The 25,038-nt window shown below is 68.3% G+C and carries 22 protein-coding genes; 9 read left to right on the top strand and 13 right to left on the bottom strand.

Annotation, left to right across the window (positions count from 1 at the left end; translation table 11 throughout):
- The first annotated feature begins 3 nt into the window (after nt 1-3).
- Together IAE60_RS17110 and IAE60_RS17105 are read left to right on the top strand one after the other, a co-directional pair.
- Nucleotides 4-897 carry a phosphate/phosphite/phosphonate ABC transporter substrate-binding protein gene (locus IAE60_RS17110; RefSeq protein ID WP_238394950.1) on the top strand — a complete coding sequence of 298 codons (894 nt, stop codon included), beginning with the start codon at nt 4-6 and terminating at the stop codon, nt 895-897.
- Nucleotides 894-3,014, top strand: a complete 2,121-nt coding sequence (locus tag IAE60_RS17105; RefSeq protein ID WP_187573156.1) for a putative bifunctional diguanylate cyclase/phosphodiesterase — start codon at nt 894-896, stop codon at nt 3,012-3,014. The genes IAE60_RS17110 and IAE60_RS17105 overlap by 4 nt, the downstream gene beginning before the upstream one ends.
- Nucleotides 3,015-3,135: 121 nt before the next feature.
- Here IAE60_RS17105 and IAE60_RS17100 read toward each other — a convergent pair whose 3' ends face one another.
- Nucleotides 3,136-3,756: an exopolysaccharide biosynthesis protein gene (locus tag IAE60_RS17100; RefSeq protein WP_187573155.1), complete on the bottom strand. Its 621-nt coding sequence runs from the start codon at nt 3,754-3,756 to the stop codon at nt 3,136-3,138.
- 1 nt (nt 3,757) lies between these two features.
- Complete coding sequence (locus IAE60_RS17095) at nt 3,758-5,095, bottom strand: hemolysin family protein (protein ID WP_187573154.1); 1,338 nt, start codon at nt 5,093-5,095, stop codon at nt 3,758-3,760.
- Nucleotides 5,096-5,363: 268 nt separating this feature from the next.
- On the opposite strand from IAE60_RS17095, the gene IAE60_RS17090 reads away from it, so the two are divergent.
- Together IAE60_RS17090 and IAE60_RS17085 are read left to right on the top strand one after the other, a co-directional pair.
- A complete protein-coding gene (locus IAE60_RS17090) occupies nt 5,364-5,990 on the top strand; it encodes a DUF47 domain-containing protein (RefSeq protein WP_162110231.1) in 627 nt (208 codons plus the stop codon).
- Nucleotides 5,991-6,002: 12 nt separating this feature from the next.
- The gene (locus IAE60_RS17085) at nt 6,003-7,124 is read left to right on the top strand and encodes an inorganic phosphate transporter (protein WP_187573153.1); all 1,122 of its coding nucleotides are present in this window, start codon (nt 6,003-6,005) and stop codon (nt 7,122-7,124) included.
- Between the two features lie 87 nt (nt 7,125-7,211).
- On the opposite strand, the gene IAE60_RS17080 is transcribed toward IAE60_RS17085, so the two are convergent.
- Nucleotides 7,212-7,622, bottom strand: a complete 411-nt coding sequence (locus IAE60_RS17080) for a hypothetical protein (protein ID WP_162110233.1) — start codon at nt 7,620-7,622, stop codon at nt 7,212-7,214.
- 41 nt (nt 7,623-7,663) lie between these two features.
- Between IAE60_RS17080 and IAE60_RS17075 the strand changes: the two genes are divergently transcribed.
- Entirely contained in the window at nt 7,664-8,002 is a 339-nt protein-coding gene (locus IAE60_RS17075; protein WP_187573152.1) for an MGMT family protein, read from the top strand.
- Nucleotides 8,003-8,045: 43 nt separating this feature from the next.
- Complete coding sequence (locus tag IAE60_RS17070) at nt 8,046-8,690, top strand: rhomboid family intramembrane serine protease (protein ID WP_187573151.1); 645 nt, start codon at nt 8,046-8,048, stop codon at nt 8,688-8,690.
- A 62-nt stretch (nt 8,691-8,752) separates the two neighbouring features.
- Here the strand turns inward: IAE60_RS17070 and IAE60_RS17065 are convergent, their stop codons facing one another.
- Together IAE60_RS17065 and IAE60_RS17060 are read right to left on the bottom strand one after the other, a co-directional pair.
- Entirely contained in the window at nt 8,753-10,774 is a 2,022-nt protein-coding gene (locus IAE60_RS17065; RefSeq protein WP_187573150.1) for a M13 family metallopeptidase, read from the bottom strand.
- 204 nt (nt 10,775-10,978) lie between these two features.
- Nucleotides 10,979-13,060, bottom strand: coding sequence for a M13 family metallopeptidase (locus tag IAE60_RS17060; protein ID WP_187574791.1), 2,082 nt, complete (start codon nt 13,058-13,060; stop codon nt 10,979-10,981).
- Nucleotides 13,061-13,310: 250 nt separating this feature from the next.
- Here IAE60_RS17060 and IAE60_RS17055 point away from each other — a divergent pair, with 250 nt between their 5' ends.
- A complete protein-coding gene (locus IAE60_RS17055) occupies nt 13,311-14,684 on the top strand; it encodes an MBL fold metallo-hydrolase RNA specificity domain-containing protein (RefSeq protein WP_187573149.1) in 1,374 nt (457 codons plus the stop codon).
- 18 nt (nt 14,685-14,702) lie between these two features.
- Here IAE60_RS17055 and IAE60_RS17050 read toward each other — a convergent pair whose 3' ends face one another.
- The 7 genes from IAE60_RS17050 to trxA all read right to left on the bottom strand — a co-directional run bounded on the left by IAE60_RS17050 (nt 14,703) and on the right by trxA (nt 22,158).
- Nucleotides 14,703-16,412: a CHASE2 domain-containing protein gene (locus tag IAE60_RS17050; RefSeq protein WP_187573148.1), complete on the bottom strand. Its 1,710-nt coding sequence runs from the start codon at nt 16,410-16,412 to the stop codon at nt 14,703-14,705.
- Entirely contained in the window at nt 16,409-18,052 is a 1,644-nt protein-coding gene (locus IAE60_RS17045) for a FecR domain-containing protein (RefSeq protein WP_187573147.1), read from the bottom strand. The genes IAE60_RS17050 and IAE60_RS17045 overlap by 4 nt, the downstream gene beginning before the upstream one ends.
- Before the next feature lie 132 nt (nt 18,053-18,184).
- Nucleotides 18,185-19,207, bottom strand: coding sequence for a serine hydrolase domain-containing protein (locus IAE60_RS17040; protein WP_244966738.1), 1,023 nt, complete (start codon nt 19,205-19,207; stop codon nt 18,185-18,187).
- Between the two features lie 63 nt (nt 19,208-19,270).
- Complete coding sequence (locus IAE60_RS17035; RefSeq protein WP_187573145.1) at nt 19,271-20,047, bottom strand: queuosine precursor transporter; 777 nt, start codon at nt 20,045-20,047, stop codon at nt 19,271-19,273.
- Nucleotides 20,048-20,050: 3 nt separating this feature from the next.
- Entirely contained in the window at nt 20,051-20,722 is a 672-nt protein-coding gene (locus tag IAE60_RS17030) for a DUF502 domain-containing protein (protein WP_187573144.1), read from the bottom strand.
- Nucleotides 20,723-20,794: 72 nt separating this feature from the next.
- Nucleotides 20,795-21,259 carry a DUF4442 domain-containing protein gene (locus tag IAE60_RS17025; RefSeq protein ID WP_187573143.1) on the bottom strand — a complete coding sequence of 155 codons (465 nt, stop codon included), beginning with the start codon at nt 21,257-21,259 and terminating at the stop codon, nt 20,795-20,797.
- A gap of 44 nt (nt 21,260-21,303) precedes the next feature.
- A complete protein-coding gene (trxA, locus tag IAE60_RS17020) occupies nt 21,304-22,158 on the bottom strand; it encodes a thioredoxin (RefSeq protein ID WP_187573142.1) in 855 nt (284 codons plus the stop codon).
- Between the two features lie 188 nt (nt 22,159-22,346).
- Here trxA and IAE60_RS17015 point away from each other — a divergent pair, with 188 nt between their 5' ends.
- Together IAE60_RS17015 and IAE60_RS17010 are read left to right on the top strand one after the other, a co-directional pair.
- Nucleotides 22,347-22,937, top strand: a complete 591-nt coding sequence (locus tag IAE60_RS17015; protein ID WP_187573141.1) for a hypothetical protein — start codon at nt 22,347-22,349, stop codon at nt 22,935-22,937.
- A gap of 79 nt (nt 22,938-23,016) precedes the next feature.
- Complete coding sequence (locus IAE60_RS17010) at nt 23,017-23,613, top strand: DUF998 domain-containing protein (RefSeq protein WP_187573140.1); 597 nt, start codon at nt 23,017-23,019, stop codon at nt 23,611-23,613.
- Nucleotides 23,614-23,637: 24 nt separating this feature from the next.
- On the opposite strand, the gene IAE60_RS17005 is transcribed toward IAE60_RS17010, so the two are convergent.
- Nucleotides 23,638-24,948 (bottom strand): metal-dependent hydrolase family protein, encoded by a 1,311-nt coding sequence (locus IAE60_RS17005; protein WP_187573139.1) that lies wholly within the window; start codon nt 24,946-24,948, stop codon nt 23,638-23,640.
- Nucleotides 24,949-25,038: the final 90 nt, after the last annotated feature.

Genomic DNA, 25,038 nt, shown 5'->3' with positions numbered 1-25,038 from the left:
GCGATCGGCGCAGCATTGCTCTCCAGCCTCATCGCGCCGGCCCATGCCGCCGGCGACGAGCGCGTGCTGGTCCTCGGACGGATCAGCGACGATCCCAAGGCCCACTACGAGCAGCTCAAGCCGTTGCTGGACTACGTGGTGCCGCGGATGCGCGATGTCGGCATCACCGAGGGCCGCATCCTGATGGCGCGCGACGCGCAGCAGATGACCAGCTATCTGCGCCGCGGACGCGTGGACTGGGTCACCGAGACCGCCGGTACCGGCATGCAGCTGCAGCAGCGCGCTGGCGCCCGCCCGCTGCTGCTCACCGAGCGCGGCGGCGTGAGTCGCTACCACGGCGTGTTCTTCGTGCGCCGCGACAGCGGGCTGGAACGGCTGTCGGATCTGGAGGGCCGGACCATCGCCTTCCAGAACACGGCCTCCACCAGCGCCTATTTCGCGCCGGCGACCGCCCTGCTGGATGCCGGCCAGCGCCTGGAAATCCTGCTTTCGCCCATGGACCGGCCTTCGGCGGATGCCGTCGGCTACGTGTTCGCGCGGTCGGAGCTCAACATCGCCGCCTGGGTGCACAAGCGGCTGGTCGACGCCGGCGTGGTGAGCAACCTGGACTGGGACGATGTGCGCCGGATGCCGCCCGCGTTCCGGCGCGACTTCCGCGTCATCCATGAGACGCAGGATTTCCCGCGTGCGCTGGAGATGGTGCGTGGGGACCTGGACCCGAAGATCGAGGCGCGCCTGCGCGAAGTGCTGCTGGAGGCCGCACAGGATCCGGCCGCCCGCGAGGCGTTGAGCGTGTTCTTCCGCACGACCCGCTTCCTGCCGGTGGATCCGGCGTCCCAGCAGGCCCTGGACGACCTGCGCCGCGGCGTGACGCGCGTCCGGGAGCAACTGGAATGAGGTCCATGCGCTTCGGCCTGCAGGCGCGCTTCCTGGCGGCGATGGCGATCATGCTGGCGGTGGTGCTCGCCCTGCTGGGTACCCTGCTGCACCGGCAGAAGGTCATGCAGCAGGAAGTGGCCGACCTCGGGCGGGACGCCATGCACAGCATGGTCGAGGACAGCCTGCGCCGGCACGGCGAGGCCACGGTCGACCAACTGGGCGATGCGCTGGCCAACCCGCTGTACTACTTCGACCTGGATGCCATCGGCAGCATCGTGCGTTCCGCGCAGAAGGAGCCCGATGTCAGCTATGTGCTGGTCTACGACAACCAGGGCCGCATCATCCACGACGGCACGGCCGACATCGCCGTGTACGGCCAGACGATGACCGACCCGCTGGCCTACGAGGCGGTCAACGCGCGCGGCATGCATACGCAGTGGTCGGCGCAGATCGTCGATGTGTCCGAGCCGATCATGATCGGCAGCGAGCGCATCGGCGGCGTGCGCGTGGGCTATTCGGTGGCCTCGGTGCGCGCGTACGAGGAGAAGGCGATCAACGCCGCGCGCGCGCGCCTCAACGAACTCGGCGCGCGCCACCTGGGCTGGATCGCGCTGCTGCTGGCGGCGCTGGTGCTGGTCTGCGTGGCCATCATGGTGTACGCGCAGCGCACCCTGGTGCGGCCCATCCGCCAGCTGGCGCGGGCGGCCCACGACATCGAGGTGGGCAACTACAACGGCGAGCGCATGGTGAGCGAGCGCCAGGACGAGGTCGGCGAGCTGGTGCGCGCGTTCGGGACGATGAGCGACAGCATCGCCCGGCACGACCGCGACGTGCGGCGCATGGCCTATACCGACTCGCTGACCGGGCTGACCAACCGGCTGGCGTTCCGCGAGAGCCTGGACCACCGGCTGATGATGCTGCGTGGCGCGGGTCGCCAGCTGGCGCTGCTGTTCGCCGACATCGACGACTTCAAGCGCGTCAACGACACCCTGGGCCACGAGGCCGGCGACGAGGTGCTGCAGCAGTTCGCCCACCGCATCCGCGATGCGGTCGACCAGATGGGTGGCGACGATGCGTTGCTGGCGCGCTTCGGTGGCGACGAGTTCGTCATCCTGATCCAGGACGGTGACGTGCGCGGCAGCGCCACGCGCCTGGCGGAGAAGCTGGTGGCGGAACTGGGCCGTCCGATCGTGGTGCAGGACCGCCAGGTGTTCCTGGGCACGTCCATCGGCATCACCCTGTTCCCCGAGGATGCGTCCGGCGCCACTGCGCTGATGAAGAACGGCGACATCGCGATGTACCAGGCCAAGGTGGCGGGCAAGAACTGTTACCGGTTCTACAGCCGCGCGATGGACCAGGCCGTCGAGCGCCGCGTGCGCATGGAGCAGGAGCTGCGCGGCGCCTGGGAGCGCGGCGAACTCAGCCTGATGTACCAGCCGGTGTTCCGCATGGCCGACAGCCGCATCGTCGGTGCCGAAGCGCTGCTGCGCTGGCAGCATCCGGAACTGGGCATGGTGGCGCCCTCGGTGTTCATCGACGTGGCCGAGCAGAGCGGCCTGATCGAAATCATCGGACCGCGCGTGCTGCGCGCGGCCTGTGCGGCCGCCGCGCGTTGGGGCGGGAACCGCGAAGCGATGGATCCGCTGTTCGTCTCGGTCAACGTGTCGCCGCGCCAGCTGCGCAGCGGCGACCTGCCCGACGTGGTGGCCGAGTGCCTGCGCGATACCGGCCTGCCGGCTTCGCGCCTGCACCTGGAACTCACCGAGACCGCCGTCATCAGCGACGAGGCGCATGCCAGCGCACTGCTGGCCACGCTGCACCGCACGGGCGTGAAGGTATGGCTGGACGATTTCGGCACCGGTTTCTCCGGGCTCAGCCACCTGCGCCGCGTACCGGTGGACGGCGTGAAGATCGACCGCAGTTTCATCGCCGACATGCTGCGCGACCCCGACGACCTGGCCCTGACGACCGCGATCATCGCCATGGCGCACTCGCTGGGCATCACCGTGGTCGCCGAGGGCGTGGAGAAGGAAGGCCAGTTCAACCTGCTGCGCGAACGCGGCTGCGATCTGGCGCAGGGCTACTGGCTGGGATATCCGGTCACCGCAGCGGAGTTCGCGCAGCTGGTGGCGTGAGAAGCGGCGCTGTTGCAGGAGCGACGTCAGTCGCGACCACACGTTATCCGTGTCGTGACGGCATCAAGGCGCTGAAGACCTGCGGTCGCGACTTACATCGCGCCTACAGAACCATGCCTGCTCAAAACCATCGCGCGAGCAGCGCGGTGGTCGCCTCCACCAGGTTGCCTGACAGGAAACCGAACACCACCACGGCGATGCCACCGGCGATCCATGCCACCAGCAGCAGGGCGCCATCGCGTTCCAGCAGTGCGAAGGCGAACAGCAACAGCAGGAAGCCGAAGACGTAGTTGGTGAACGGGATGGGCAGCGCCAGCAGCACGCCCAGCAGGACCAGCAGCAGGCCGGTGAAGCTCAGGGCGATGCGGTTGTCCAGGAAGGCCGTCATGCGGGGACGCACCAGCTTTTCCAGGCGCCGCAGCCACGGCGCCATGCGCTGGCGGAACCGCATCATCGCGCTGCGGTGCGGGCCGCGCCGGGCGAGGAATCCGGGCAGCCACAGCTTGCGCATCCCCAGCAGCAGTTGCACGCCGACCAGGATCACCAGCGGCCCGCCGACGGCGCCGCCCACGCCCGGGACCGGGATGAAGGCCGGCAGCACGCCCAGGAACAGCAGCATGCCGAAGGCGGCGGGCCCGAAGTCCTTGAGCAGGTCGCCCAGGCGGAGCACGTCGTCGGGATCGCCGTTGGCGAAGCCGTCGAGCAGCGCCACCGTCGTGGTGTGGTTGTCTTCGCGGGTCATGTCAGGCGACGAGGTCTTCGTCGTCGGCGTCGGGCAGCCTGTGCAGCAGCAGCTTGTCGATGCGCGCGCCATCCAGGTCGACCACCTCGAAGCGCCAGCCCGCCCAGTCCAGGCGTTCGCCGACGTGCGGGATGCGGCCGAAGCGCTCGATCATCATGCCGGCCAGGGTGTTGTATTCGTCGTCGTCCGGCAGCGCCACGCCGCCCAGCAGTTCGCGCAGGTCGTCGTTGGGCAGCGAGCCGTCCACCAGCAGCGAGCCGTCGTCGCGCACCACCACCAGCGGCGCGTCCTCGGTGTTCTCGGCCGCCTGCAGGCGGCCGACCACCGCGCCCATCAGGTCGCTCTGGGTCACCAGGCCCTGGATCTCGCCGTACTCGTCCACCACCAGCGCCAGCGACTGCTGCTCCTCGCGGAAGATTTCCAGCAGCTTCATCGCATGGGTGGACTCGGACACGAACAGCGGCTCGCGCAGCTTCACGAACAGGTCCGGCTTCTCCACGCCGAAGCGGTCCAGCAGCGACTTCACCTCCAGCACGCCGATCACGTCCTGGTCGTCGCCGCGGTACACGGGGAAACGCGAGAACGCCGACTCGTGCATGGTCTGCAGGTTGTCCTCGTAGGACGCCGCGGCGTCCAGCCAGGTGATCTTCTTGCGCGGCGTCATCAGGCTGTCGGCGGTGCGGTCGCCCAGGCGCAGCACGCGGTTCATCATGTTGCGCTCGTCGGCGTCGATCACGCCGGCCTCGTGCCCTTCGGACACGAGCATGCGGATTTCCTCTTCGCTGATGGTGGTGGCCTCGTCCTTGCCCAGACCCAGCATGCGCAGGACCAGGCGGGTGCTGTGGGACAGCAGCCAGACGAAGGGGAAGGCCGCCTTGGCCAGCCAGCCCATCGGCACCGCGACGACGCCGGCAATCGTCTCCGGCGCGGTGATGGCGAGGCGCTTGGGTACCAGCTCGCCGAAGATCAGCGTCATGAAGGTGATCAGGGCGACCGCCAGCGTCTTGCCGATCAACTCCGACCAGGGCTGGGGTTCGCCGACCAGGGTGAAACTGGCGGCCAGCGAGGGAAAGAGGTCCTGCAGCCGCTCGGCGATGGCCATGCCGATGGCCTCGCCACCGAACAGGCCCGTCAGCACGCCGATCAGGGTGATGCCGATCTGCACCGTGGACAGGAAGCTCTCGGGCTTCTCGGACAGGTCCAGAGCGCGCTGGGCGCGATGGCTGGTCTGCGCCATCTGCTTCAGTCGGCTCTTGCGCGAGGTCATGACCGACATCTCGGACATGGCGAAGAAGCCGTTCAGCAGGACCAGGGCGAATACGATGATCAGCTCAAGCACGGGCGCCTCCGTTCAGGGTGGGGAGGGCCGGCAGGGCGGGCGGGGTCTGTCGCGGGGGACAGTGCGGGGAGGAAGGGTCGTCGTCCATAGGGTGCACCCGGAGGCGCGGGGCGAGTTTAGCAAACGGTCTGGTGGACAAGGCGCGAAGCTGAACAAGACGTTTGGCTAATCGGAGGCCTGCCCCGGCGGCCGGACTGTCCGCCCGAGTCATGAAACGGTCATAATTCCGCCCCTGAAGCCGTCCATCCCGTGACGGTGGGACCGCCCGATGTTCTCCCTCCAGACGATCTTCGGCTCCGGCCAGCAGTTCTATACGCTGTTGGACGAAGCCGCCCAAGCCGCCCACGACAGCGCCAAGGCCCTGCACACCATGATGAAGGCCACCGACCGCCAGCCGGCGCTGGATGCCTTCAAGCTGGCGCGCCTGCGCGAGCGCGCGGCCTCGGACAAGATCGGCAAGGCGCTGGTGGACAGCTTCATCACCCCGATCGAGCGCGAGGATATCGAAGCGCTGGGTTCGGCGCTGTACAAGATCCCCAAGCAGGTGGAGAAGTTCGCCGACCGGTATTCGCTGGCCATCCAGCACCTGGAGGGCATCGACTTCGCGCCGCGCGCGGCGATGCTGGAGCAGGCGGCGTCCGTGGTCGTGGAGATGGTCCACGAGATCAAGAAGATGAACATCGACCGCATGACCTCGCTCAACGAGAAGCTGCGCGCGATCGAGAACGAGGCCGACCGGCTGATGCTGGAGCTGTACCGCGACATCTACTCCGGCCGCCTGGACCACCTGCAGATGTTCCTGCTGAAGGAGTTCTTCGAGATCCTGGAAAAAGCCATCGACCGCTGCCGCGAGGCCGGCGTGGTGGCCTACCAGATCGTGCTGAAGAACAGCTAAGGGCGCTCCGTCATGCTGACCCTCGTGCTGGTGGTGATCCTGGCCGCGCTGATCTTCGAGTTCATCAACGGTTTCCACGACACCGCCAACTCCATCGCCACCGTCGTGGCCACCAAGGTGCTGTCGCCGGGCCAGGCGGTGATGCTGGCGGCGGGCATGAACCTGGTCGGCGCCCTGATGGGCACCGCCGTGGCCAAGACGATCGCCTCGGGCCTGGTCAATACCGATGTGGTGCAGGTGACCTCGCAGGTCATCCTGTGTGCCCTGCTGGGCGGCATCGTGTGGAACCTGATCACCTGGTGGAAGGGCCTGCCTTCGTCGTCCTCGCATGCGCTGATCGGCGGCCTGTGCGGCGCGGCGCTGGCCGCCGCCCACAACGACTGGGCGGCGCTGATCTGGTCCGAGGCCGTGGGCGACTGGACCAAGAACAAGGGCATCCTGTGGAAGGTGGTGCTGCCCATGATCACCTCGCCGATCGCGGGCTTCCTGCTCGGCATGCTGGTGATGGTGGCGCTGTGGGGACTGATCGCGCTGCTGTCGCGCCTGGGCGGCTGGCTCGGCCGGCTGGCGCGCCCCCACTTCGTCAACCGGTTCTTCGGCAAGGCGCAGATCCTGTCGGCCGCCTACATGGGGTACGCCCACGGCCACAACGACGCGCAGAAGACCATGGGCATCATCGCGCTGACGCTGTTCGGCGCGGAGGCCAGCGGTGCGCTGGACGACCTGCCGGGCTGGCTGGCGTTCCTGCATCCGGGCGCGGCGGGCGAGCAGGACATCGCCATGTGGATCGTCATTACCTGCGCCATCGTGATGGCGCTGGGCACCGCGATGGGGGGCTGGAAGATCATCAAGACCCTCGGCCACAAGATGGTGAAGCTGCACCCGATCAACGGCTTCGCGGCGGAGACCAGTTCGGCCACCATCCTGACGGTGGCCGCGCACTTCGGCATGCCGGTGTCCACCACCCACAGCATCTCCACCGCCATCATGGGCGTGGGTTTCGCCAAGAATCCGCGCGCGCTGAAGTTCAGCGTGATCGAGCGCATCCTCTGGGCCTGGGTGCTGACGATTCCCGCCGCCGGCGGCATTGCCTACGGCCTGCTGCGCCTGCTGGAAGCGATCGGCTGGGCGTGACGTCGCCGCGCATCCGTTGAAACAGAAAACGCCGGGCTTGCCCGGCGTTTTTTTTTCCGGTGCCGCGATGGCGGGCCGGGGCCCGCCCTACAGCAGGTCGCCTTCGGCGGAGAGCGCACGTTCCATGCTGTCGCCGAGCCCGCCGATCTCCAGCACCAGCCGGTCCACCTCCGCCGGGCTGAGGCTTTCGTAGGGTCGGTTCTCGCACAGCTGGAGGTAGGGCACGCCGTCGAGTTCGCCGATGGCCAGGTAGCCCACGCTGCTCTGCCAGTTGAATTTCAGCGCACGCTTGGCGTCGATGCCGGTCATCGGCGCGATGACCGTACTCACGCGCAGGTAACCGCGCTCGTCGTCGTTGCCCAGTTCGGACAGGAAGATGGCCTGGTGCCGCTTGCCGTTGCCCAGCGACAGTTCCACGCAGGCGACGAAGGGGTCGTGCATGGTGACCTTGTAGCCCGATGAATTCAGGTGGCCGCGGACCTGTTCGAAGTTGTGCATGGCGTGCTCCCGTGTTGCCGATGCCGCTATGCTAATCCGGCATGAGCGCCAAGTCTCCCGAAGACCGCATCCTGGCCGCGATCCGCGCCATCCCGCGCGGGCAGGTGGCCGGCTATGGCGAAGTGGCGCACCGCGCCGGACTGCCCGGTCGCGCCCGGCTGGCGGCACGCATCCTCAGCCAGAACGAGGATCCCGGGCTGCCCTGGCACCGCGTGCTGCGGTCGGATGGACGCATCGCGTTCCCGGAAGGCTCGCGGGCGTATCGCGAGCAGAGCCAGCGCCTGCGTGCGGAAGGGGTGAAGGTGGAGAACGGGCGGGTGAAGCGACCGAGCAGGACGGATACGCTGGACGAGGCGCTGTGGGGGCCGGGCGAACGTTGAGACGCGTCCCGTATGATGTCGGGCGACCGTTCCGAGGCCTGTCATGTTCCCCCGACTTCTCCCTGTCACCCGCGCGTTGCTGATCGCCAACGTCGCCGTCTACCTCTTGCAGCTGGTGTCGGGCAACGCCCTGATGGACTGGCTTGCGCTGTGGCCGCTCGGGTACGGCTTCATGCCGTGGCAGCTGCTGACGTACGGCTTCCTGCACGATACCGGGGGCATCGGGCACCTGGCGTTCAACATGCTGGCGCTCTACATGTTCGGGTCGCCGCTGGAGCAGACCTGGGGTGGAAAGCGTTTCCTGACGTTCTTCCTGGTCTGCGTCGCCGGCGCCGGTCTGCTGCAGTTGGCGGTGGGCTGGTGGATGATGGCCGGGGGCGCGCCTCCGTACCCGACGGTCGGCGCCTCGGGCGGCGTGTTCGGCCTGTTGCTGGGCTACGGGATGCTGTTCCCCAACCAGCGCATGATCGTGTTTCCGCTGCCCATGGAAATCCGGGCGCGCACGCTGGTCATCTTCTACGCCGTGCTCGCGCTGGTGCTGGGCTTCACCGGCCTGCAGCCGGGCGTGGCGCATTTTGCGCACCTGGGCGGCATGGTGTTCGGCTGGCTGATGATCCGTTACTGGCGCGGGCAGCCGCCGTTCGGGCGCAGCGGGAAAGGTCCGCCGCGCATGCGCATCGTCAAGTGACGCGGCGATAGAAAAACGGCGCGGATATCCGCGCCGTTTTCATGCCGTCCTTCGCGACCGTCTTAGCGCCAGATGCGGATCTGTCCGGCTTCGTTCGCCTGCATCGGCTGGCCGGCCTTGCAGGTGAAGGCCTGCGCGAAGGACGGTTGCTGCGTCAGCGGGCCGTTGGCGCGCCACTGGCCCGGTGCGTGCACGTCGACGGCCGCACGCTGCGCGGCTTCGGTGTCCGTCAGGTTCTGCGCCCAGAGCGTGGCCCAGGCCTTGTAGAACGACTGCTTCGCGGCGGCGTTGGCCTGCGGTTCGGCACTGGCGAAGGCGTCCCATGCCAGTTCCACACCGGCCAGGTCCGCCAGGTTCTCGTCCCGCGTCAGCGCGCCGTTGACCTTGACGTTCTTCAGCACCGGGAAGGCGTAGCCGTTGTACTGCGCAACCACCTTGTCGCCCAGCGCATTCCACGCGGCCACATCGGCGGGCGTCCACCAGTCGCGCAGCTGGCCCTTGGCGTCGACCATGCGGCCCTTCACGTCGAAGCCGCGGCTCAGTTCATGGCCCACCAGCGCACCGAACGCGCCGTACTGCACGGCGGCCGGCTGCTTCGCGTCGAAGATCTCTTCCTGCAGCACCGCCGCCGTGACGATCAGGCGGTTCTGCGCCAGGTCGTAGGCCAGCGCGGGCTGCTGCGGAAGCACGTCCCAGCGACGGTCGGCGTTGCCCTTGCCGATGCGCTTCATCTCCTCGCGATGGCGCCAGGTGGAGGCGATCAGCATGTTGCCGCCGAAGCTGCCGCGGCCCATCGGCTGCACGCTGTAGTCGAGGTCGCGGCGGGGCGTACCGACTTCGATCTTCAGCTTGTCCAGCTTGGCCTTGGCTTCGCCCTTGGCGGCATCGCTGAGCCAGGGGCTGCGCTCGATGCCGCGGCCCAAGGCGTCGCGTACCTGGCCGGCGATCTGTTCGGCACGGCGCTTGTGGTCGCCCGGCACATACCGTGCGGCGTATTCCTTGCCCAGCATCGGACCCGCGGCCAGGTTGATGGCGTCCAGCACCTGGCGCCAGCGCGGCGCCGGCGCGGCTTCGCCGCGCAGCACGCGGCCGCGGAACTCGAACTCGGCGTCGCGGAACGGCTTGGCCAGGTACGGCGCCATGGCATCGCCCACGCGCCAGCGCAGATAGGCCTTCCACTGGTCGGGCTTCAGGCTGCCCACCAGGCCGTCCAGGCGCTTGAACAGCGCCGGGTCGGCCAGGGAAACGGTGTCGTCGCTGACGCCCTGCGCCTTCAGGAATGCGTCCAGTTGCAGGTTGCGGTACTGCTTGCCCAGGTCCTTGGTCGGCACCGGCGCGTAGTTCGCGAACGGGCTGCGCAGTTCGACGACGGGCTTGGAGACCTGCGCCAGCTTGGTCTCCAGGTCGATCACCAGCGCCGATTCGGCATCCAGCCGGTTGGCCGGGGTACCGGTCAGGGCCAGTACCTGCTTGACGTAGCCGCGATAGCGGCCCAGCAGTTCGCGGGTGTCGGCATCGGTACGGGTGTAGTAGGCCGGGTCGGGCAGGCCCAGGCCGCCCTGCATGAAGTAGCCGATGTGGCGGTCGAGCGCCTGCAGGTCCACGTCGGGGCTGAAGTTGAAGGCCACCGGGATGCCCACCTGGTGCAGCGCGGCGATCGCCGGCGCGACGTCCTTGGGCTTCTTGATGGCGTTGATGCGATCCAGCAGCGGTGCGATCGGCCTGGAACCGTCGGCCTCGACGGCGGCTTCATCCAGGCCGCTGGCCCAGAAGTCGCCCAGCAGCTTCTGCACGTTGCCCTGCGGCGTGCGCATCGCGCTGTCGAGCAGCGCGCGCTGCTGTTCCAGCGTGCGCTCGCGGAAGGCGCCCAGCACGCTGACCGAACCGGCATCCGCAGGCACGCTGTTCTTCTTCAGCCAGTCCGCATTGGTGGCCGTGTAGAAGTCGGTGCACTCCGCGCTGACGGCGGGGGCACGCGCCGCGCGCTTCTTGCGCTGCGCTTCCGCATCCGGGGCGCCCAGGGCGATGACGAGGGCGAAGGCGATCAAGGTGGGGCGGCCGAGTGCGGTGCGCGGGAGGGACATCAGGGGCTTCCGTGATTCAGGGGTCGGGCGATTCTAGCAAGGGCGCCGTACCGGCCCCGTCGTGCCGTGGCGCAAATCCCGCCGCACTTGGCGTCGCCAATCCGCCCTGTGTCACAGACTGGACCGCCGGGCCTGCATCTGCCGGGCCGGAAAGGGAAAAGGCCCGGACATGCCGGGCCTTTTCGGATCATGCACAGGTGGGGCTTACCAGATCACGACCTGCTGGTCGCCCGTGCGCACCATCGCATCCCCCGGCTTGCAGGAGAACGCGGCGGCGAACGTCGGCAGGTTGGACGGCGCGCCGATGGCACGGAACTGCGCCGGGGCGTGTTCGTCGGTGGCGATGCGGTTCTTCAGCTCTTCCGGGGTGAAGTTGCGGCGCCACACCGTAGCCCAGTTGAGGAAGAAGCGCTGGTCGCGCGTCAGTCCGTCGGTCATCGGGTCCGGCGTGCCTTCGGTGGCCTTCTTCATCGCGTCGTAGGCCGTGGCCAGCCCGCCCAGGTCGGCGATGTTTTCGCCCAGGGTGTGGTTGCCGTTGATCTTCTGGCCGTCGGCGGTGCGGTAGCCGTCGAACTGCGCCACCAGCTTGCCGGTCAGCGCCTTGAAGCCCTTGGAATCGGCATCGCTCCACCAGTTCTCGAACTTGCCGGTGGGGCCGAAGCGGCTGCCCTGGTCGTCGTAACCGTGGGTCATCTCGTGGCCGATCACCGCACCGATGCCGCCGTAGTTCATCTCATCGGTGGCGTTGGGGTCGAAGAACGGCGGCTGCAGGATGGCGGCCGGGAACACGATCTCGTTCTGCAGCGGGTTGTAGTACGCGTTGACCATCTGCGGCGGCATGCCCCATTCGGTCCTGTCCACGGGCTTGCCGATCTTGCCCAGGTTCCACTTGTAGTTGAACTCCATCGCCGCCAGCACGTTGCCGATGTAGCTGTCGCGGCTGGTGGACAGGCCGGTCCAGTCGCGCCACTTGTCCGGGTAGCCGATCTTGGTGGTGAAGGCGGCCTGCTTCTCCATCGCCTTGGCCTTGGTTTCGTCGCTCATCCAGGTCAGGTTCTGGATGCGCGCCTTCAGCGCCGTGCCCAGGTTCGCCACCAGGGTTTCCATCTTGGCCTTGGCTTCCGGCGAGAAGGCGACCTTCACGTACATCTGGCCCAGCGCTTCGCCGCTCTGGCCCTCGATGGTGGACAGCACGCGCTTCCAGCGCGGCTCGATCTCCTTCTGGCCGCGCAGCGTCTTGGCGTAGAAATTGAAGTTCTCGTTGGCGAAGGCATCGCTCAGGTAGGGCGACGCACCGTCGATGGTATGGAAGCGCAGGTAGGCGCGCCATGCGGCGGGGTCGGTGTCGCCCAGCATCTTGCTGACTTCCTGGTGGAAGGCGGGTACGGCCAGCGAGAACTTCTCCTGCGGCGCCACGCCCTGCGATTCGAAGAACTTCGTCCAGGAGAAGTTGGGCGTCAGCTTGTCTGCGTCGGCCAGCGTGACTGGCTTGTAGTACAGCGATACGTCGCGCGACATTTCTTCGTTCGACTTCGACACCTTCGCCAGGCGCGTCTCGAACGCCATGATGTCGCTGGCCTGCTTCTGCGCGTCGGCCGCGGCCACGCCGGACAGCTCCAGCACCTTGGCGATGTGCTTCACGTACTCGTCGCGGATGTTCTTCTTGTCGGCGTCGAAGTAGAAGTTCTTGTCCGGCAGGCCCAGGCCGCCCTGGAAGGCGTACGCCATGTTGGTATCGGGCTTGTTGAAGTCGGCTTCGGCGCCGAAGCCGAACAGGAAGGCCTGGCCCTTGGCGGCGGACTGGTTGAGGTAGGCGACGATGGCATCCTTGTCCTGCAGGCCGTCGATCGCCTTCAGCATCGGCGCGATCGGCTCGATGCCCTGTGCGTTGGCCTTGGCCTCGTCCATGCCGGTAGCCCACAGGTCGCCGACGATCTTCTCCACGCCGGTCGCGCCCGGGTGCGCCGCGGCCTGCTCGGCCAACTGCTTCTGCACGGCGGTGGAACGCTCGTCCAGCATTTCGAACGCGCCCCAGCTGGTGCGGTCGCTGGGGATGGCGTTGGCGGCCAGCCACTTGCCGTTGGCGTAACCGGCGAAGTCGGTGCAGGCGTTCTTGGAGGTGTCGAGGTCGCCGATCTGGAAACGATTGACGCCCGGCAGGCTGCTCTCGTCGAGCTTCAGCTGCAGCGCATCCGGCGCCTTGGCGGCCGTATCGGCGGCCGGGGCAGCGTCTTCCTTCTTGGCGCAGGCGGCCAGCGCGGCGGCCACCGCGAGCGAGAGCATCAGGATCTGGGGTTTGCGGGCAATCACGGTCTACTCCGGCCCCGGACAGGGGCAGTCGAAAAAAGGAACCCCCGGGCGGGGGCGTGCGGCGACTCTACGCCTGTCGGGGGTAGGTCAGGTGTGTCGAAGGTCATGGTGGGCCCGCACCTGGAACCCGGCATCCGGGGGCAGGGCCGTCGCCGCTCACGGACCGTTTCCCTCAGTCGCGGCCCGTGGCGCCATACTGGCGGTAACGGGAAGAAAGGGAGTTGCCATGCAGGTCCATTTCCACGGTGCGGCAGGCGAGGTCACCGGGTCCATGCACCTGGTCGAGGCCGCCGGCAGGCGCATCCTGCTGGACTGCGGCCTGATCCAGGGCAGCCGCGAATCCGAAGCGCGCAACGAACACCCCTTTCCCTTCGATCCCAGCACGCTGGACGCCGTGGTGTTGAGCCACGCCCACATCGACCATGTGGGCCGGGTGCCCCTGCTGGTCAAGCGCGGGTATCGCGGGCCCATCTACACCCAGGGCGCCAGCGCCGAGCTGCTGCCCATCATGCTGCTGGACACGGCCTCGCTGTCCGAATCCGAGGCCGAGCGCGCCAACCGTTACCGCCGGCGGGGCGAACCGAAAGCGCAGCCGCTGTTTTCCGCCGAGGACGTGCACGCGACGCTGCGCCTGGTGCAGCCGCTGGCCTACGACCAGCGCACGACGATCCTGCCCGGCGTGGACATCGCGCTGCGCGATGCCGGCCATATCCTCGGTTCGGCCATCGTGGAACTGTGGGCGGACGGCCGCAAGCTGGTGTTTTCCGGCGACCTGGGCCCAAAGGGCACGCCCATCCTGCGCGATCCCGCCGTGGTGAAGCAGGCCGACCTGCTGCTGATGGAATCCACCTACGGCGATCGCAACCATCGCGACCGCCCGGACACCATCCGCGAGCTGGGCGAGATCTTCGAGCATGCCTGGCGCGACCGGGGCAACGTGCTGATTCCCGCGTTCGCAGTGGGCCGCACCCAGGAACTGCTGTACTGGTTCGCCCGGCACTGGGAGACGTGGAAGCTGGCGCGCTGGAGGGTGTTCCTGGACAGCCCGATGGCGGCCAAGGTGGTGGCCGTCTATGGACGGCATCATGGCCTGTTCGATGAGGATGCCCGCCGCGTCTGGGCGCAGTCGCCCAATCCATTCCGCCTGCCCAACCTGCACGTGGCCGAGACGACCCAGCAGTCCATGGCGATCAACCAGATCGAGAACGGCGCCATTATCATCGCCGGTTCGGGCATGGCCAACGGCGGGCGGATCCAGCACCACCTGCGCTACAACCTGGGGCGCCGCAATGCGCATATCGTGTTCGTCGGCTACCAGGCCGAGGGCACGCTGGGGCGGCGGCTGGTGGACGGCGCGCAGTGGGTCCGCATCCACGGCCGCGACTACCGCGTCAACGCGCAGCGGCACACGGTGGGTGGACTTTCGGCCCATACCGACCAGCAGGGGCTGCTGGAGTGGTACGGTCATTTCCAGCCTGCGCCGCCGCTGGTGCTGGTGCATGGCGAAGACAAGGCGCGCGAGGCACTGGCGGGCGAGATAGGCGAACGCTACGGCGCGCCGGTGGAGTTGGCGCGGCCAGGGATGGTGCTGGACGTCTGAGGTCCCGGCCGCGGGGGCCTACACGCGGGTGGCGGAGGTCCCCACAGCTGCAGGCTCGCCGGTGTGGCTGACGCTGCGGTTGCGGCCGGTCTGCTTGGCCCGGTACAGCGCGGCGTCGGCGCGGTCGAACACGTCCTCAGGACCCGCATCGTCGCCCGTCATGTGCGTGTGGATGCCGATGCTGGCGGTGAAGGGCGGTGCGCTGCCCGCGTTCGTGCCGTGCGGTTTGCGGCCCAGGTTGGCCAGATCCACGTGGAGGGTGGTCGCGATGGTCGCTGCGGCCTGGGCGGAGGTTTCGGGCAGCAGCACGGCGAATTCGTCGCCACCCAGCCGCGCGACGAGATCCCGCGGCCGCCGCGCGCGGCTGCGCAGGATGCGGCCGAGCGCCTTCAGCGCGGCATCGCCCGCGGCATGGCCCTGACTGTCGTTCAACTGCTTGAAGTGGTCGATGTCCATCACCAGCAGCGACAGCGGCTGCCCGCTGCGGCGCGCCACGCGCAACTCCTGGTCCAGGGCCTGGTCGAAGCGCGTGCGGTTGGCCAAGCCGGTGAGCGCGTCGGATTGCGCCTGCTTGTGGGTCTGCCGCAGCAAACGGTAGATCCACAGCGAGGCGCCCAATGCGAGCACCAGCAGCGCGGGGACCGGCGAGAACCAGACATGCCCGAAACGCAGCAGCGCCACCGAAAGCAGCAGCGTGCCGGCCATGGTCGCCACGGTGGGCAGCCAGATGCGGCGGAACGCCGGCAGCATCGACAGCAGCAGCGGGAAGCCGGCCACCAGCGCCGCCAGCGCGGCCTGCCATCCTTCCGCCATGGGCGTGATCGCGGCGTCCTTCAGCAGCATGTTCAACAGGTTGGCCTGGTACTCGGCGCCGCTCATGCTCGCCGCGGGCGGTTGCCCCGGTGCGCGTGCCAGCGGTCCCATGCCCGTGGCGTTGACACCCACGACCACCCAGTTGCCGCGCAGCAGCGACGTGGGGATGCGCTGGTTCAGCACATCGGTATAGGACACATGACGGAACGCATTGGGGGGCGAGGTGAACGGCACCAGCACTTCATGGTCGCGCACCCAGTCGAACGACGAAGCCGCGGGCAGTTCCGTCTTCACCCGCCGCCGGCCGGGCAGTTCGGTGGCCGTTCCAGGGGGCTGGTCCAGTTGCAGCAGCGCCAGCGCCAGCGCGGGCCAGTGCGGCGAGCCCAGCCCGGCGCGCAGGTAGACGCTGCGGGCGACACCGTCGTCGTCGAGCACCATCTCGGCGTGGCCCAACGACGCTGCCGATGCCGCGAACTCGGGGATCGGCATCAGTTCCACGCTGGGGCCGTTGAGCTGGACCGATTCGGCCAGCACCGGCAGCACGACGCGACCGCTGCGGCCGATCGCGCGGGCGAGCAGGGCGTCGCCTTCCGGATCGAACAGCGCCGGTTCCGACAGCAGGATATTGAAGGCGATGCCCTTGGCCTCGGCCATCGTCAGCCGGTCGACCAGCTGCGCATGCGTGCGCCGGGACCAGGGCCAGCGGCCCAGCTCGGCCAGGCTCTTCTGGTCGATGTCCACCACCACGATGCGCGGATCGGCCTCCGGCGCCGCGCCGAGCACCAGCCTGTCGTATACCCAGGCATCGAACGGGGCGGTCACGCCGGACAGCGTCACCAGGATCGCCAGGGCAGCCGCGCCCACCGCCGTCAGCAGGCGGGACTTCCACTTGGGCGAGGGCGCGGGAGTGCTCACAGGGCCAAGAGTATGAGCAACGCCCCCGCTCCGGCGCCAATGCGGCACCAGCGGCAGGGCACATCGACCTGCTGCGGTGCCGGGAACGGCCCCTCGAAGCCGTCCACGTCGATCGTCTGGGCGCGCAGGTACCAGGTGCCGCTGCGCAGCCGTGGCAGCGTCACTTCGGCTTGGTCGACGAGCATGTCGACATCGGTCTTGCGGAAGTCCGGCGTGCGCGACATCTGGAACCGGTAGCACTGTCCAGGCTGGCCTGCCTGCCAGCGGAACGTCACCTCGCGGGTGTCGGTGGCGGCCGCCGTGTCGATGGCGGTCACTTCGGCCAGCGGACGCACCGTGAAAGCGAGGTTGTCGCCGAAAGGCCCGGGCTTGGCGCTGGCATCGATGCTGCGGATGCGCCAGGCATAGTCGCCGGGCGGCAACGGGTCGGGCAGGCGGATGGAGGCGGTGTCGTCCACGCGCGCGCGCGCCACGGGCTGCGCGAAGCCCGCCGCCCCCGCGACTTCGTAGTCGTAGGCCACGGCGCCCGGTGCTTTTGTCCAGCGCAACACCACCTCCGGCGTGCGCACGACGCTGCCGGCGGCGGGCGCGATGGAATAAGGCGGCGCAGGCTGGTCGTCGATCTGCAGCGCGGTCACGGCATCGCGGCCTTCCAGGCCGTCCTTGTCGACCGCCCGCACGCGGATGGCGTAGCGGCCCGCGTCCAGCGCCGGCAACTGCGCGCGCGGCGCCTCGACCTCCAGGTCAACCCGCAGACTGTCGAAGCGGTGGTGGTCGCTGACCTGCACCCGATAACGGTGCGCGCCCGGGACCTCGGGCCATGCGAGCTCCGGGCGGACGCTCTGCGTGAGCGGCGCGATGCGCGACAGATCCGGTGCCGGCAGCAATGCGACGGGCGCGATGGCGGCCTGGCCGGGGACAACGACCGCGCCGAAGCCGTGCCGGAGTACCGTGCCGCGCTGGTTACGCGCATTGACCGCCACGCGGCCCTCCAGGACTTCCGCATGCGTGCGGCCCTCGCGTGCTTCCACGCGGAACTGCGTACCGCGCACCGCGGAGGACGCGCTGGGCGTGTCGACGACGAAGTTGGCCGCCGGGCCGCGCAACCGGCGCACTTCGTTGCCGATCCGGCCGCGCTGCAGCCGCAGGCGAGTGTCCGCCATGCCGGACCGGCCGAAGCGGGTCAGGCGGTCCAGCAGCAGTTCGCTGTCGCCGAGCAGGAGCAGCCGCGAGCCATCGGCGAACTCCAGGCTGAGCGAGGCGTCCGGCGATGTCTTCAGTACGGCGCCGCTGCCCAGCGACATGCCCGCAGTCACGGGTGCATCCCGTCCGGCGGCGGAACGGGACGTGGCATTGCCGCGGACGGCCACCACCTTTGCGCGGGCCGGCTGGCGATCCAGCCACGCAAGCGGGATCTGCAGCGTGGAGCCGGGCGGCAACTGGTAGGGATTGGCGATACGGTTATGGTCCTGCAGTCGCTGCCAGGGAATCGAAGGCTTCAGGTGTGCGCCTGCCACGTCCCACAGGGTGTCGCCGGGACGGACTCGGTAAGCCCAGTCCTGTGCCTGCACCGTCGATGACACCGTCAGCAGCCACGCCAAGCCCCATCGCCACCACACCTTTCCTCTGATAGCTGGCATCTGGCCCCCCTTCGCTCACGCGGAAATGTAAAACTGGTCACAATTATAAAAGCGGTGCTGCCATGGAAATGGCCGGTATTTCTCGATTTACGCCTCACATTAGTCGTGGTTAAGAAGGCGTGGGGCTGGAGATCAGGGGGTGCCGTTCCAGAGTGCGGCGATCTGTCGGGCAAGGCGGTACGGTTCGGGTGCGTCGCGGTTGCTCAGCACGATGACGGTCAGGCGTTGCGCCGGAAAGCGCAGCAGCACGTTGCGGAAGCCGATGCTCTCGCCCGAATGCCACTGCATCCGCCCCTGCAGGCGCCAGCCGTAGCCATAATGCGCCACATCGGGCTCGGGTGTGGCCGTCGACGCCTGAACCGCCAGCGCGCGTGACGGCGCGGAGAGCAGGCGGTCGTCGTACCAGGCGGCATCCCACTTCGCCAGGTCGGTGATCGAAGAGTAGATGCCGCCATCGCCCAGCACGGCGCTGGTCGTGCTCTGATCGGTGCATTCCCATCGATCGCCGACACGGGTGTAGCCGAACGCCCTGTCCGTCACCGGAGGCCCCTCGTCCTCGCGTGCGAGCGTCGCCATCATGCCCAGCGGCGAGAAGATCCGTGCCTGCAGGAAGGCCGCAAAACGCTGGCCCGACGCGCGCTCCACCACCAGCGCCAGCAGTGCATAGCCGCTGTTGCTGTAACGGTAGTCGCTGCCGGCCGGGAAGTAGAGGCGGTCTTCCCGCTCTAGCAAACGCAGGACATCGGCATCGTGTATCTGGCCCGCCTGATCCGGCGGCAGCAGGTCCTCGTAGTCGACCAGGCCGGAGGTGTGGCTGAGCAGGTGCCGCAGGGTGATGCCTTCGGCCGCCACCGGCAGCGAAGGCAGCCAGCGACGCACCGGATCGTCGAGCGTCAGCACCCCGTCCTCGACCAGCAGCAGCACGCTGGCGGCCGTGAACTGCTTGGTGACCGACGCCAACCGGTAATTGGTCGTCGGCGAGCTGGCCACGCCCGCCTCCAGGTCGGCCAGGCCATAGCTGCGCTGGAATACCGCCTTACCGCCTTCGAGTACCAGCACCGAGGCCCCCGGGACCTGGCCGGCGTAGTCGCGCATCCAGGCATCGATCGTTTCCTCACGCGTGGCGGCGTATGCGCCGGTGGACATCATCGCCATCCCCAGTAGCCAGGTCGCTTTCATCGCATTCCCCCGTTTCGCGCGCCGTGCCCGGTCCTGGTGTCAGTCCAGGGCGGCTTCCGCGCGCAGTTGCCGTTCGCGTTCGCGCCCCAGATAGTGGCGGATACCGTGGCGCATCAAGTACAGCAGCGGAATCAGCGCGATGGCCGCCAGCATCTTGTAGGCGTAGTTGACCGTGCTGACCGCCAGGAACAGCGAAGTGGGCCACTTCTGCGGCCCGAGCACGAAGGCGACGTAGATCACCACGAAGCTGTCCACCAGTTGCGAGATCGCGGTCGAACCGGTGGCCCGCAGCCACACCCAGCGCTCGCCGGTGGCCGCGCGGATGCGATGGAACACCGACACATCGATCAGTTGCCCCACCAGGAACGCCAGCACCGAGCCGGCGATGGTCCACATGCCCTGGCCGAAGATCGCAGCGAACGCCTTCTGGTAGTCGGGCACGCCCTGCGCCTGCGCCGCTTCCACCCACCAGCCGGCCGGCGCCAGTGCGATGGCCGCGAAGGCGAACAGGAAGCCGTACACGATCAATGCCACGGCCAGCCACGAGATGAAGCGCACGCCACGCTTGCCGAAGAATTCGTTGATGGTGTCGGTCAGGATGAACACGAACGGCCACAGCAGCGTGCCCGCAGTGAAGCTGAGCGAGCCGGTCTGGCCGAACAGGTTCCATTCCAGCGGCGCGACCCCCAGCGTGTCTTCCAACGCGAAGATCTTGACGCCGATAAACTCGGCCAGCACCGCATTGGCGCAGAACACCGCGGCCAGCACGATGAAGAGGCGGACTGCGCGATCATCCAGCGTGCGCGCCGCGTGCATGGCTCAGCGGTCCCCCGCGCGGGTGAACGGCATCGCGTCCGGCGCCACCGCGCCGCCGGAGATGATGAAGCTCATCGCCTGATCCACCGTCCAGTCGGTGGGCGTGAGCAGTTCGACCGGCACGATCTCCAGGTAACCCGATGTCGGGTTGGGCGTGGTGGGTACGTAGACGGCGGCCAGTTCGCGTCCGCTGCCTTCCTCGCGGATCACGCGCGTCACCAGGCCCACCGATTTCATGTCCCGGTGCGGAAAGTCGATCAGCACCACGCGCTGGGTGCTGCCGGGCTTGGTCTCCAACATGTCCAGCAGCTTGCGTGCGCTGGTGTAGATGACGTTGGCCAGCGGCACGCGGGCGATCAGGGCCTCGAACCAGCGCAGCAGGCGTTGGCCCACCACGCGGCGCGTCAGCGCGCCGACGGCGAGGATGACGAACAGCGTGGCGACCATGGCGATGGTGTTCTGCACCCACAGGCCACTGAACCAGCCCAGCGATTGCGGGAAGGTCGCCGCGATACGGTGCGACAGCGGCTCCACCCATGGCTTGCTGATGTCCGACAGCAGGACGAAGACGAACTTGATGACCACCCAGGTCAGCCAGATCGGCAGCAGCGTCAGCAGGCCGGTGATGAAGAGCTTCTGCACTGAGGCGCGGTGCGGCGGATGGTCGGGGGGCATGGCGCTATTGTAGGCCGGCGCGCGGGTCCAGCTGTAGCGTCATTGCGGGCGTGCCGTGGCGCTCGCCGGGGTTCAGCCAGTCGCGGTCCGCGCCTCGGGCTTCAGCCGCACGTAGATCTGCTTGCGCACGCGGGCGACGACCTCGTTCTGCGCGTTGAAGACATCCGCCGGCATCCAGCGCAGGTACTTCTGGCCGTTGGCGGTTTCGGCACGGATCTCGTCCAGCACGTGCGCGTCCAGGCGGAACTCGGCGTGTAGCGTGCCTTTGCCCGGCTTCACGAACTCGATCTCGGCCGCCTTGTCCCAGACGTAGTAGTCGCGGCCCAGGCGCTCCTTGGCCAGGATCATCCAGAACGGGTCCGTCATGGCGAACAGGCTGCCGCCGAAGTGGGTGCCGACGTAGTTGCGGTTCCACGGACGCATGCGCAGCTCGACGCGGGCGAAACTCCAGTCCCGGGCCAGCTCGGTGACGTGGATGCCGCTGAGCAGGAACGGCGGCCAGGCATTGAAGATGTGCCGCAGGGTAGTGGGCTTCATGAAAACGGCGCGTGGGGAGGGAACGGATACGGCGAGGTTCGGCGTCAGAACAGGAGGGAGGACATCTTCCTGCGGTACTGGCCGACGAGCGCCTCGTCCTCGATCACCCGGAACGCATCGATCAGGCTCTTGCGGGCCAGTCCGTCCTCGTACGTGCGGTCGCGCTTGAGCATGTCAAGGAATTGCTCAAGCGCCTGTTCCGAATCGCCGGCCACCAGCGCATGCACGCCCAGCAGATGGCGCGCGCGCAGGTCGTCCGGATCGGCCTGCAGGGCGGCGCGCAGGGCGTCCGGCGACGGCGCGTCCTTCAGCGCGGCCGCGAATCCCAGGCGCGCGCGCGCCTTCACGGCGCGGTCGTCGGTGGCCAGATTGGCGGGCAGGGCGTCGAGCAGGCGCTCGGCCTCGGCCGCCTCACCGGTCTTCAGAAGCGCGAGCACCAGGTCCAGCTTCAGTTCGTCCTTGTCGGGCTCGGCGGCGATGGCTTCGCGCAACGCGGCCACCTGGGCCTGCGGGTCCAGCGGCGCGGCCTCGATCGGGGCGTCGGTCGCTTCGGCCGGCTGGATGCCGTGCGATGCCAGGAACTCGCGCAGCTGGCCTTCCGGCAACGCGCCGGGGAAGCCGTCGACCAGTTGTCCCCCCTTCACCAGGAAGACGGTGGGCACGGAGCGGATCTGGAACGCCGCGGCGATCTGCTGCTCCTTGTCCACGTCGACCTTGGCCAGCACGAACGCGCCGTTGTACTCGCCCGCCAGCTTTTCCAGGATCGGGCCCAGGGTCTTGCACGGCCCGCACCAGGTGGCCCAGAAATCCACCAGCACCGGCACGTCCAGCGACTTACGCAGGACCTCGGCTTCGAAGGTGTCGGTGGTGGCGTCGAATACGTGGGGCAGTTCGCTCATCGGGCAGGTTCGTGGCTCAGGGGTCGTGCCGACATGGTGGCGTAGCCGACAGGATACAAGGTGAGCTAGCGGAAAATTAACCTTCGTGCCCTGCGGTGCAGACGGACCCGGGCCGGCCTTTCGGCACGGGCGCTGTCGGCAACGGCGTTGCTAGGCTGGCCGCATCATCAATCGGACCGGAGGCTGTGATGGGTGTGCGTCGTTTCGTGCTGGGCATGGTGCTGGCGGGGGCTGTGGTCGGCCAGGCGCTGGCGAAGGATGAGATCCGGGCGTCGGCCGAGGTGAATCCTCCCCCGGCAGAGGCGCTGGCCGCGTTCGATCGCTATGAACTCAGGCCCGCCACGTTGTCCGACGCCTACGCCGGGCACAAGACCAACCAGGAGGCCTTGGCGTCGTTCCAGCGCAACCTCGACGAACGGGTTGGCGCATGGGTCGCCGAACGCAATGCAGCGCCGGCCGCGCATTCGCCCGTGCGTACCCTCGTCGTCGAGCCGCGCATCGAGAAGATCCGCTTCATCAGCGGCGGTGCGCGCTTCTGGGCGGGTGCCTTCGCCGGCAGTTCGCGCATCCTGGTGAAGATGAAGCTCACCGACCAGGCCACGGGGCAGGTCATCGCCGAACCCGAGTTCTATCAGCATGCGAAGGGCATGGCCGGTGCATGGACCTTTGGTGCGGCGGACAACAGCATGCTGGTGCGCAGCGCCTCGCTCGCGCTGGACTACCTGAAGGACAATCACGCCACGGCGCAGGGCGGCCGGACGGGCTGGGAGAAGGAATGACGCGCCAGCGCTAAGATGCGTCACCGATCGGGCAGGTCATGACGGCCTGCCCGTGTCATTTCAACCTCTGCGAACCTGCATGACCGCTCTCCTGCCCCGACTCCTGCCCGTGACCGGTGCGCTCGCCGCCATCGTCTTCGTCGCCGCGGTTGCCGGATTCGGTGTGGCGTTGTCGGGCTACTCGCAGGTCTGGCATCCGGTCGCGGTGCTCGGCGCGAAAGGTGTGCCACATGCTTTGGGGTTCAACCTGTTGGGCTTCGTGCTGACGGGGGTGTTGGCGGCGTTGACCGCGCTGGATCTGCGGCACCGCCTGCCGGCCGATGCGGGCTGGCCCGCGCGCGTCGGCACGCAGTTGCTGATGCTGTCCGCGGCGGGCTTCATCGCCTTGGGCCTGCTGCCGCTGGATCCGGACGATCTGCACAACCAGGCCAGCAGCCTGCATGCGACGGCGTGGCTGCTGTGGTGGGTGGCGTTCGTCCCGGGCGCGGCGCTGTTCGCCTTTGGCATGCGCGGACAAGGCCGGTGGCGGCCTATGGCGATGGCCAGCATCTTGGCGGGTACGGTGGTGCTGTTCAGTGCATTGATCGCGGTCGCGCTGATGCCCGCGGGCATCGCGCAGCGGGTGGGCTATGCAGCCTGGCTGTGGTGGCTGTGCGTGGCGGCCTGGCGCCGCTAGGCGGCCGCCAGGCGAGGTGAGGTTTCACGGCTGCCGGTAAACCTTGCCGTCCTTCATCACGAAGTCCACCTTCAGCACGGCGTTGATGTCCTCCAGCGGATTCCCCGGCATGGCGACGATGTCGGCGCGCTTGCCGGCTTCGATCACGCCCTGGTCGTCCACGCCCAGCACCTCCGCGGCACGTACGGTCGCCGCCTGCAGCGCATAGGCGGCCGGCATGCCGGCTTCCACCATGTAGACGAACTCGCGCGCGTTGTCGCCATGCGGGCCCACGCCCATGTCGGTGCCGAAGGCGATCTTCACGCCGTTGCGGTAGGCCTTGCCGGCGGTGTCCTGGATCAGTGCGCCGATGCGCTCGGCCTTGGGCCGGACCACGGCAGGGAAGTAGCCGTCGATCTTCGCCTTCTCGGCCACGAAGCGGCCCGCCGAGATCGTGGGTACGTACCAGGTGCCGTGCTGCTTCATCAGCCGCATCACCTCGTCGTCCATGTAGGTGCCGTGCTCGATGCTGGTCACGCCGCCGAGGATGGCGCGCTTCATGCCCTCCTTGCCGTGCGCGTGCGCCGCCACCCGGAACCCGTAGTCGCGCGCGGTGTCGACGATGGCCTTCACCTCATCCACGGTGAACTGTGGGGCGTCGCCGGACTTGGCGTAGCTCAGCACCCCGCCGGTGGCGGTGATCTTGATGACGTCGCTGCCGTCCTTGTAGCGCTGGCGCACGGCCTGGCGGGCGTCGTCGATGGAATTGATGACGCCCTCGGTCGGCCCGGGCGGGCCCATCAGGTGCGACAGGTGGGTATTGAAGCCGTTGGTGGGATCGGCGTGCCCACCGGTGGTGGCGATGGAGGTGCCCGCGGCGAAGATGCGCGGCCCCTTCACGGCGCCTTGGTTGACGGCGTCGCGCAGGTGCAGGGTCACGTCTCCCCCGAGGTCGCGCACGCTGGTGAAGCCGGCCATCAGCGTCTTCTCTGCATAGCCCACCGAGCGGTAGGCGAAGTCCACCGGATCCAGGCGGAAGCCCTCCGAATAGCTCTGCGGGCTGGATTCGCCGTCCAGGTGCACGTGCAGGTCGGTCCATCCCGGCGTGCAGGTGTGGTCGGCCAGGACGATGGATTCGGCGTCGGCCAGATTGGCACGGCCAGGGATGACCTCTGCGATCCGGCCGTCGCGGACCAGCACGGTGTGCTCGCCCAGGACCCGACCGCTGCGGGCGTCGAACACGCGTTCGCAGTGCAGGGCCAGGGTGCCGGGCGCTGCCGGGCCGGTGGCCAGGGCATCCGCGGCGGCGGGCAGGCCGCAAGCGGCCAGAGCGAGGGCAAGGGCGGTTCTGTTCATCTGGAATCCCCGGTTTCGACCCGTCCATGCTAACCGCTGGCATGGCGGGCCATGGTGCGCTGCGGTACCCTTGGCCGCTTTGCCGTCGCC

Source organism: Pseudoxanthomonas mexicana (assembly GCF_014397415.1).
GTDB classification, from domain to species: Bacteria; Pseudomonadota; Gammaproteobacteria; order Xanthomonadales; family Xanthomonadaceae; genus Pseudoxanthomonas_A; species Pseudoxanthomonas_A mexicana.
Note: the sequence above shows the minus strand (reverse complement) of the source record. Positions and strands in the feature narration are given on the sequence as shown.

Excerpts from the sequence above, each read along its gene's own strand:
- IAE60_RS17085 (WP_187573153.1), top strand. The coding sequence starts at position 6,003 with ATGCTGACCCTCGTGCTGGTGGTGATCCTGGCCGCGCTGATCTTCGAG.
- IAE60_RS17055 (WP_187573149.1), top strand. The coding sequence starts at position 13,311 with ATGCAGGTCCATTTCCACGGTGCGGCAGGCGAGGTCACCGGGTCCATG.
- IAE60_RS17080 (WP_162110233.1), bottom strand. The coding sequence starts at position 7,622 with ATGCACAACTTCGAACAGGTCCGCGGCCACCTGAATTCATCGGGCTAC.
- IAE60_RS17090 (WP_162110231.1), top strand. The coding sequence starts at position 5,364 with ATGTTCTCCCTCCAGACGATCTTCGGCTCCGGCCAGCAGTTCTATACG.
- IAE60_RS17035 (WP_187573145.1), bottom strand. The coding sequence starts at position 20,047 with ATGCACGCGGCGCGCACGCTGGATGATCGCGCAGTCCGCCTCTTCATC.
- IAE60_RS17010 (WP_187573140.1), top strand. The coding sequence starts at position 23,017 with ATGACCGCTCTCCTGCCCCGACTCCTGCCCGTGACCGGTGCGCTCGCC.
- IAE60_RS17105 (WP_187573156.1), top strand. The coding sequence starts at position 894 with ATGAGGTCCATGCGCTTCGGCCTGCAGGCGCGCTTCCTGGCGGCGATG.
- IAE60_RS17075 (WP_187573152.1), top strand. The coding sequence starts at position 7,664 with ATGAGCGCCAAGTCTCCCGAAGACCGCATCCTGGCCGCGATCCGCGCC.
- IAE60_RS17025 (WP_187573143.1), bottom strand. The coding sequence starts at position 21,259 with ATGAAGCCCACTACCCTGCGGCACATCTTCAATGCCTGGCCGCCGTTC.
- trxA (WP_187573142.1), bottom strand. The coding sequence starts at position 22,158 with ATGAGCGAACTGCCCCACGTATTCGACGCCACCACCGACACCTTCGAA.
- IAE60_RS17065 (WP_187573150.1), bottom strand. The coding sequence starts at position 10,774 with ATGTCCCTCCCGCGCACCGCACTCGGCCGCCCCACCTTGATCGCCTTC.
- IAE60_RS17005 (WP_187573139.1), bottom strand. The coding sequence starts at position 24,948 with ATGAACAGAACCGCCCTTGCCCTCGCTCTGGCCGCTTGCGGCCTGCCC.
- IAE60_RS17015 (WP_187573141.1), top strand. The coding sequence starts at position 22,347 with ATGGGTGTGCGTCGTTTCGTGCTGGGCATGGTGCTGGCGGGGGCTGTG.
- IAE60_RS17045 (WP_187573147.1), bottom strand. The coding sequence starts at position 18,052 with ATGCCAGCTATCAGAGGAAAGGTGTGGTGGCGATGGGGCTTGGCGTGG.
- IAE60_RS17040 (WP_244966738.1), bottom strand. The coding sequence starts at position 19,207 with ATGGCGATGATGTCCACCGGCGCATACGCCGCCACGCGTGAGGAAACG.
- IAE60_RS17070 (WP_187573151.1), top strand. The coding sequence starts at position 8,046 with ATGTTCCCCCGACTTCTCCCTGTCACCCGCGCGTTGCTGATCGCCAAC.
- IAE60_RS17030 (WP_187573144.1), bottom strand. The coding sequence starts at position 20,722 with ATGCCCCCCGACCATCCGCCGCACCGCGCCTCAGTGCAGAAGCTCTTC.
- IAE60_RS17100 (WP_187573155.1), bottom strand. The coding sequence starts at position 3,756 with ATGACCCGCGAAGACAACCACACCACGACGGTGGCGCTGCTCGACGGC.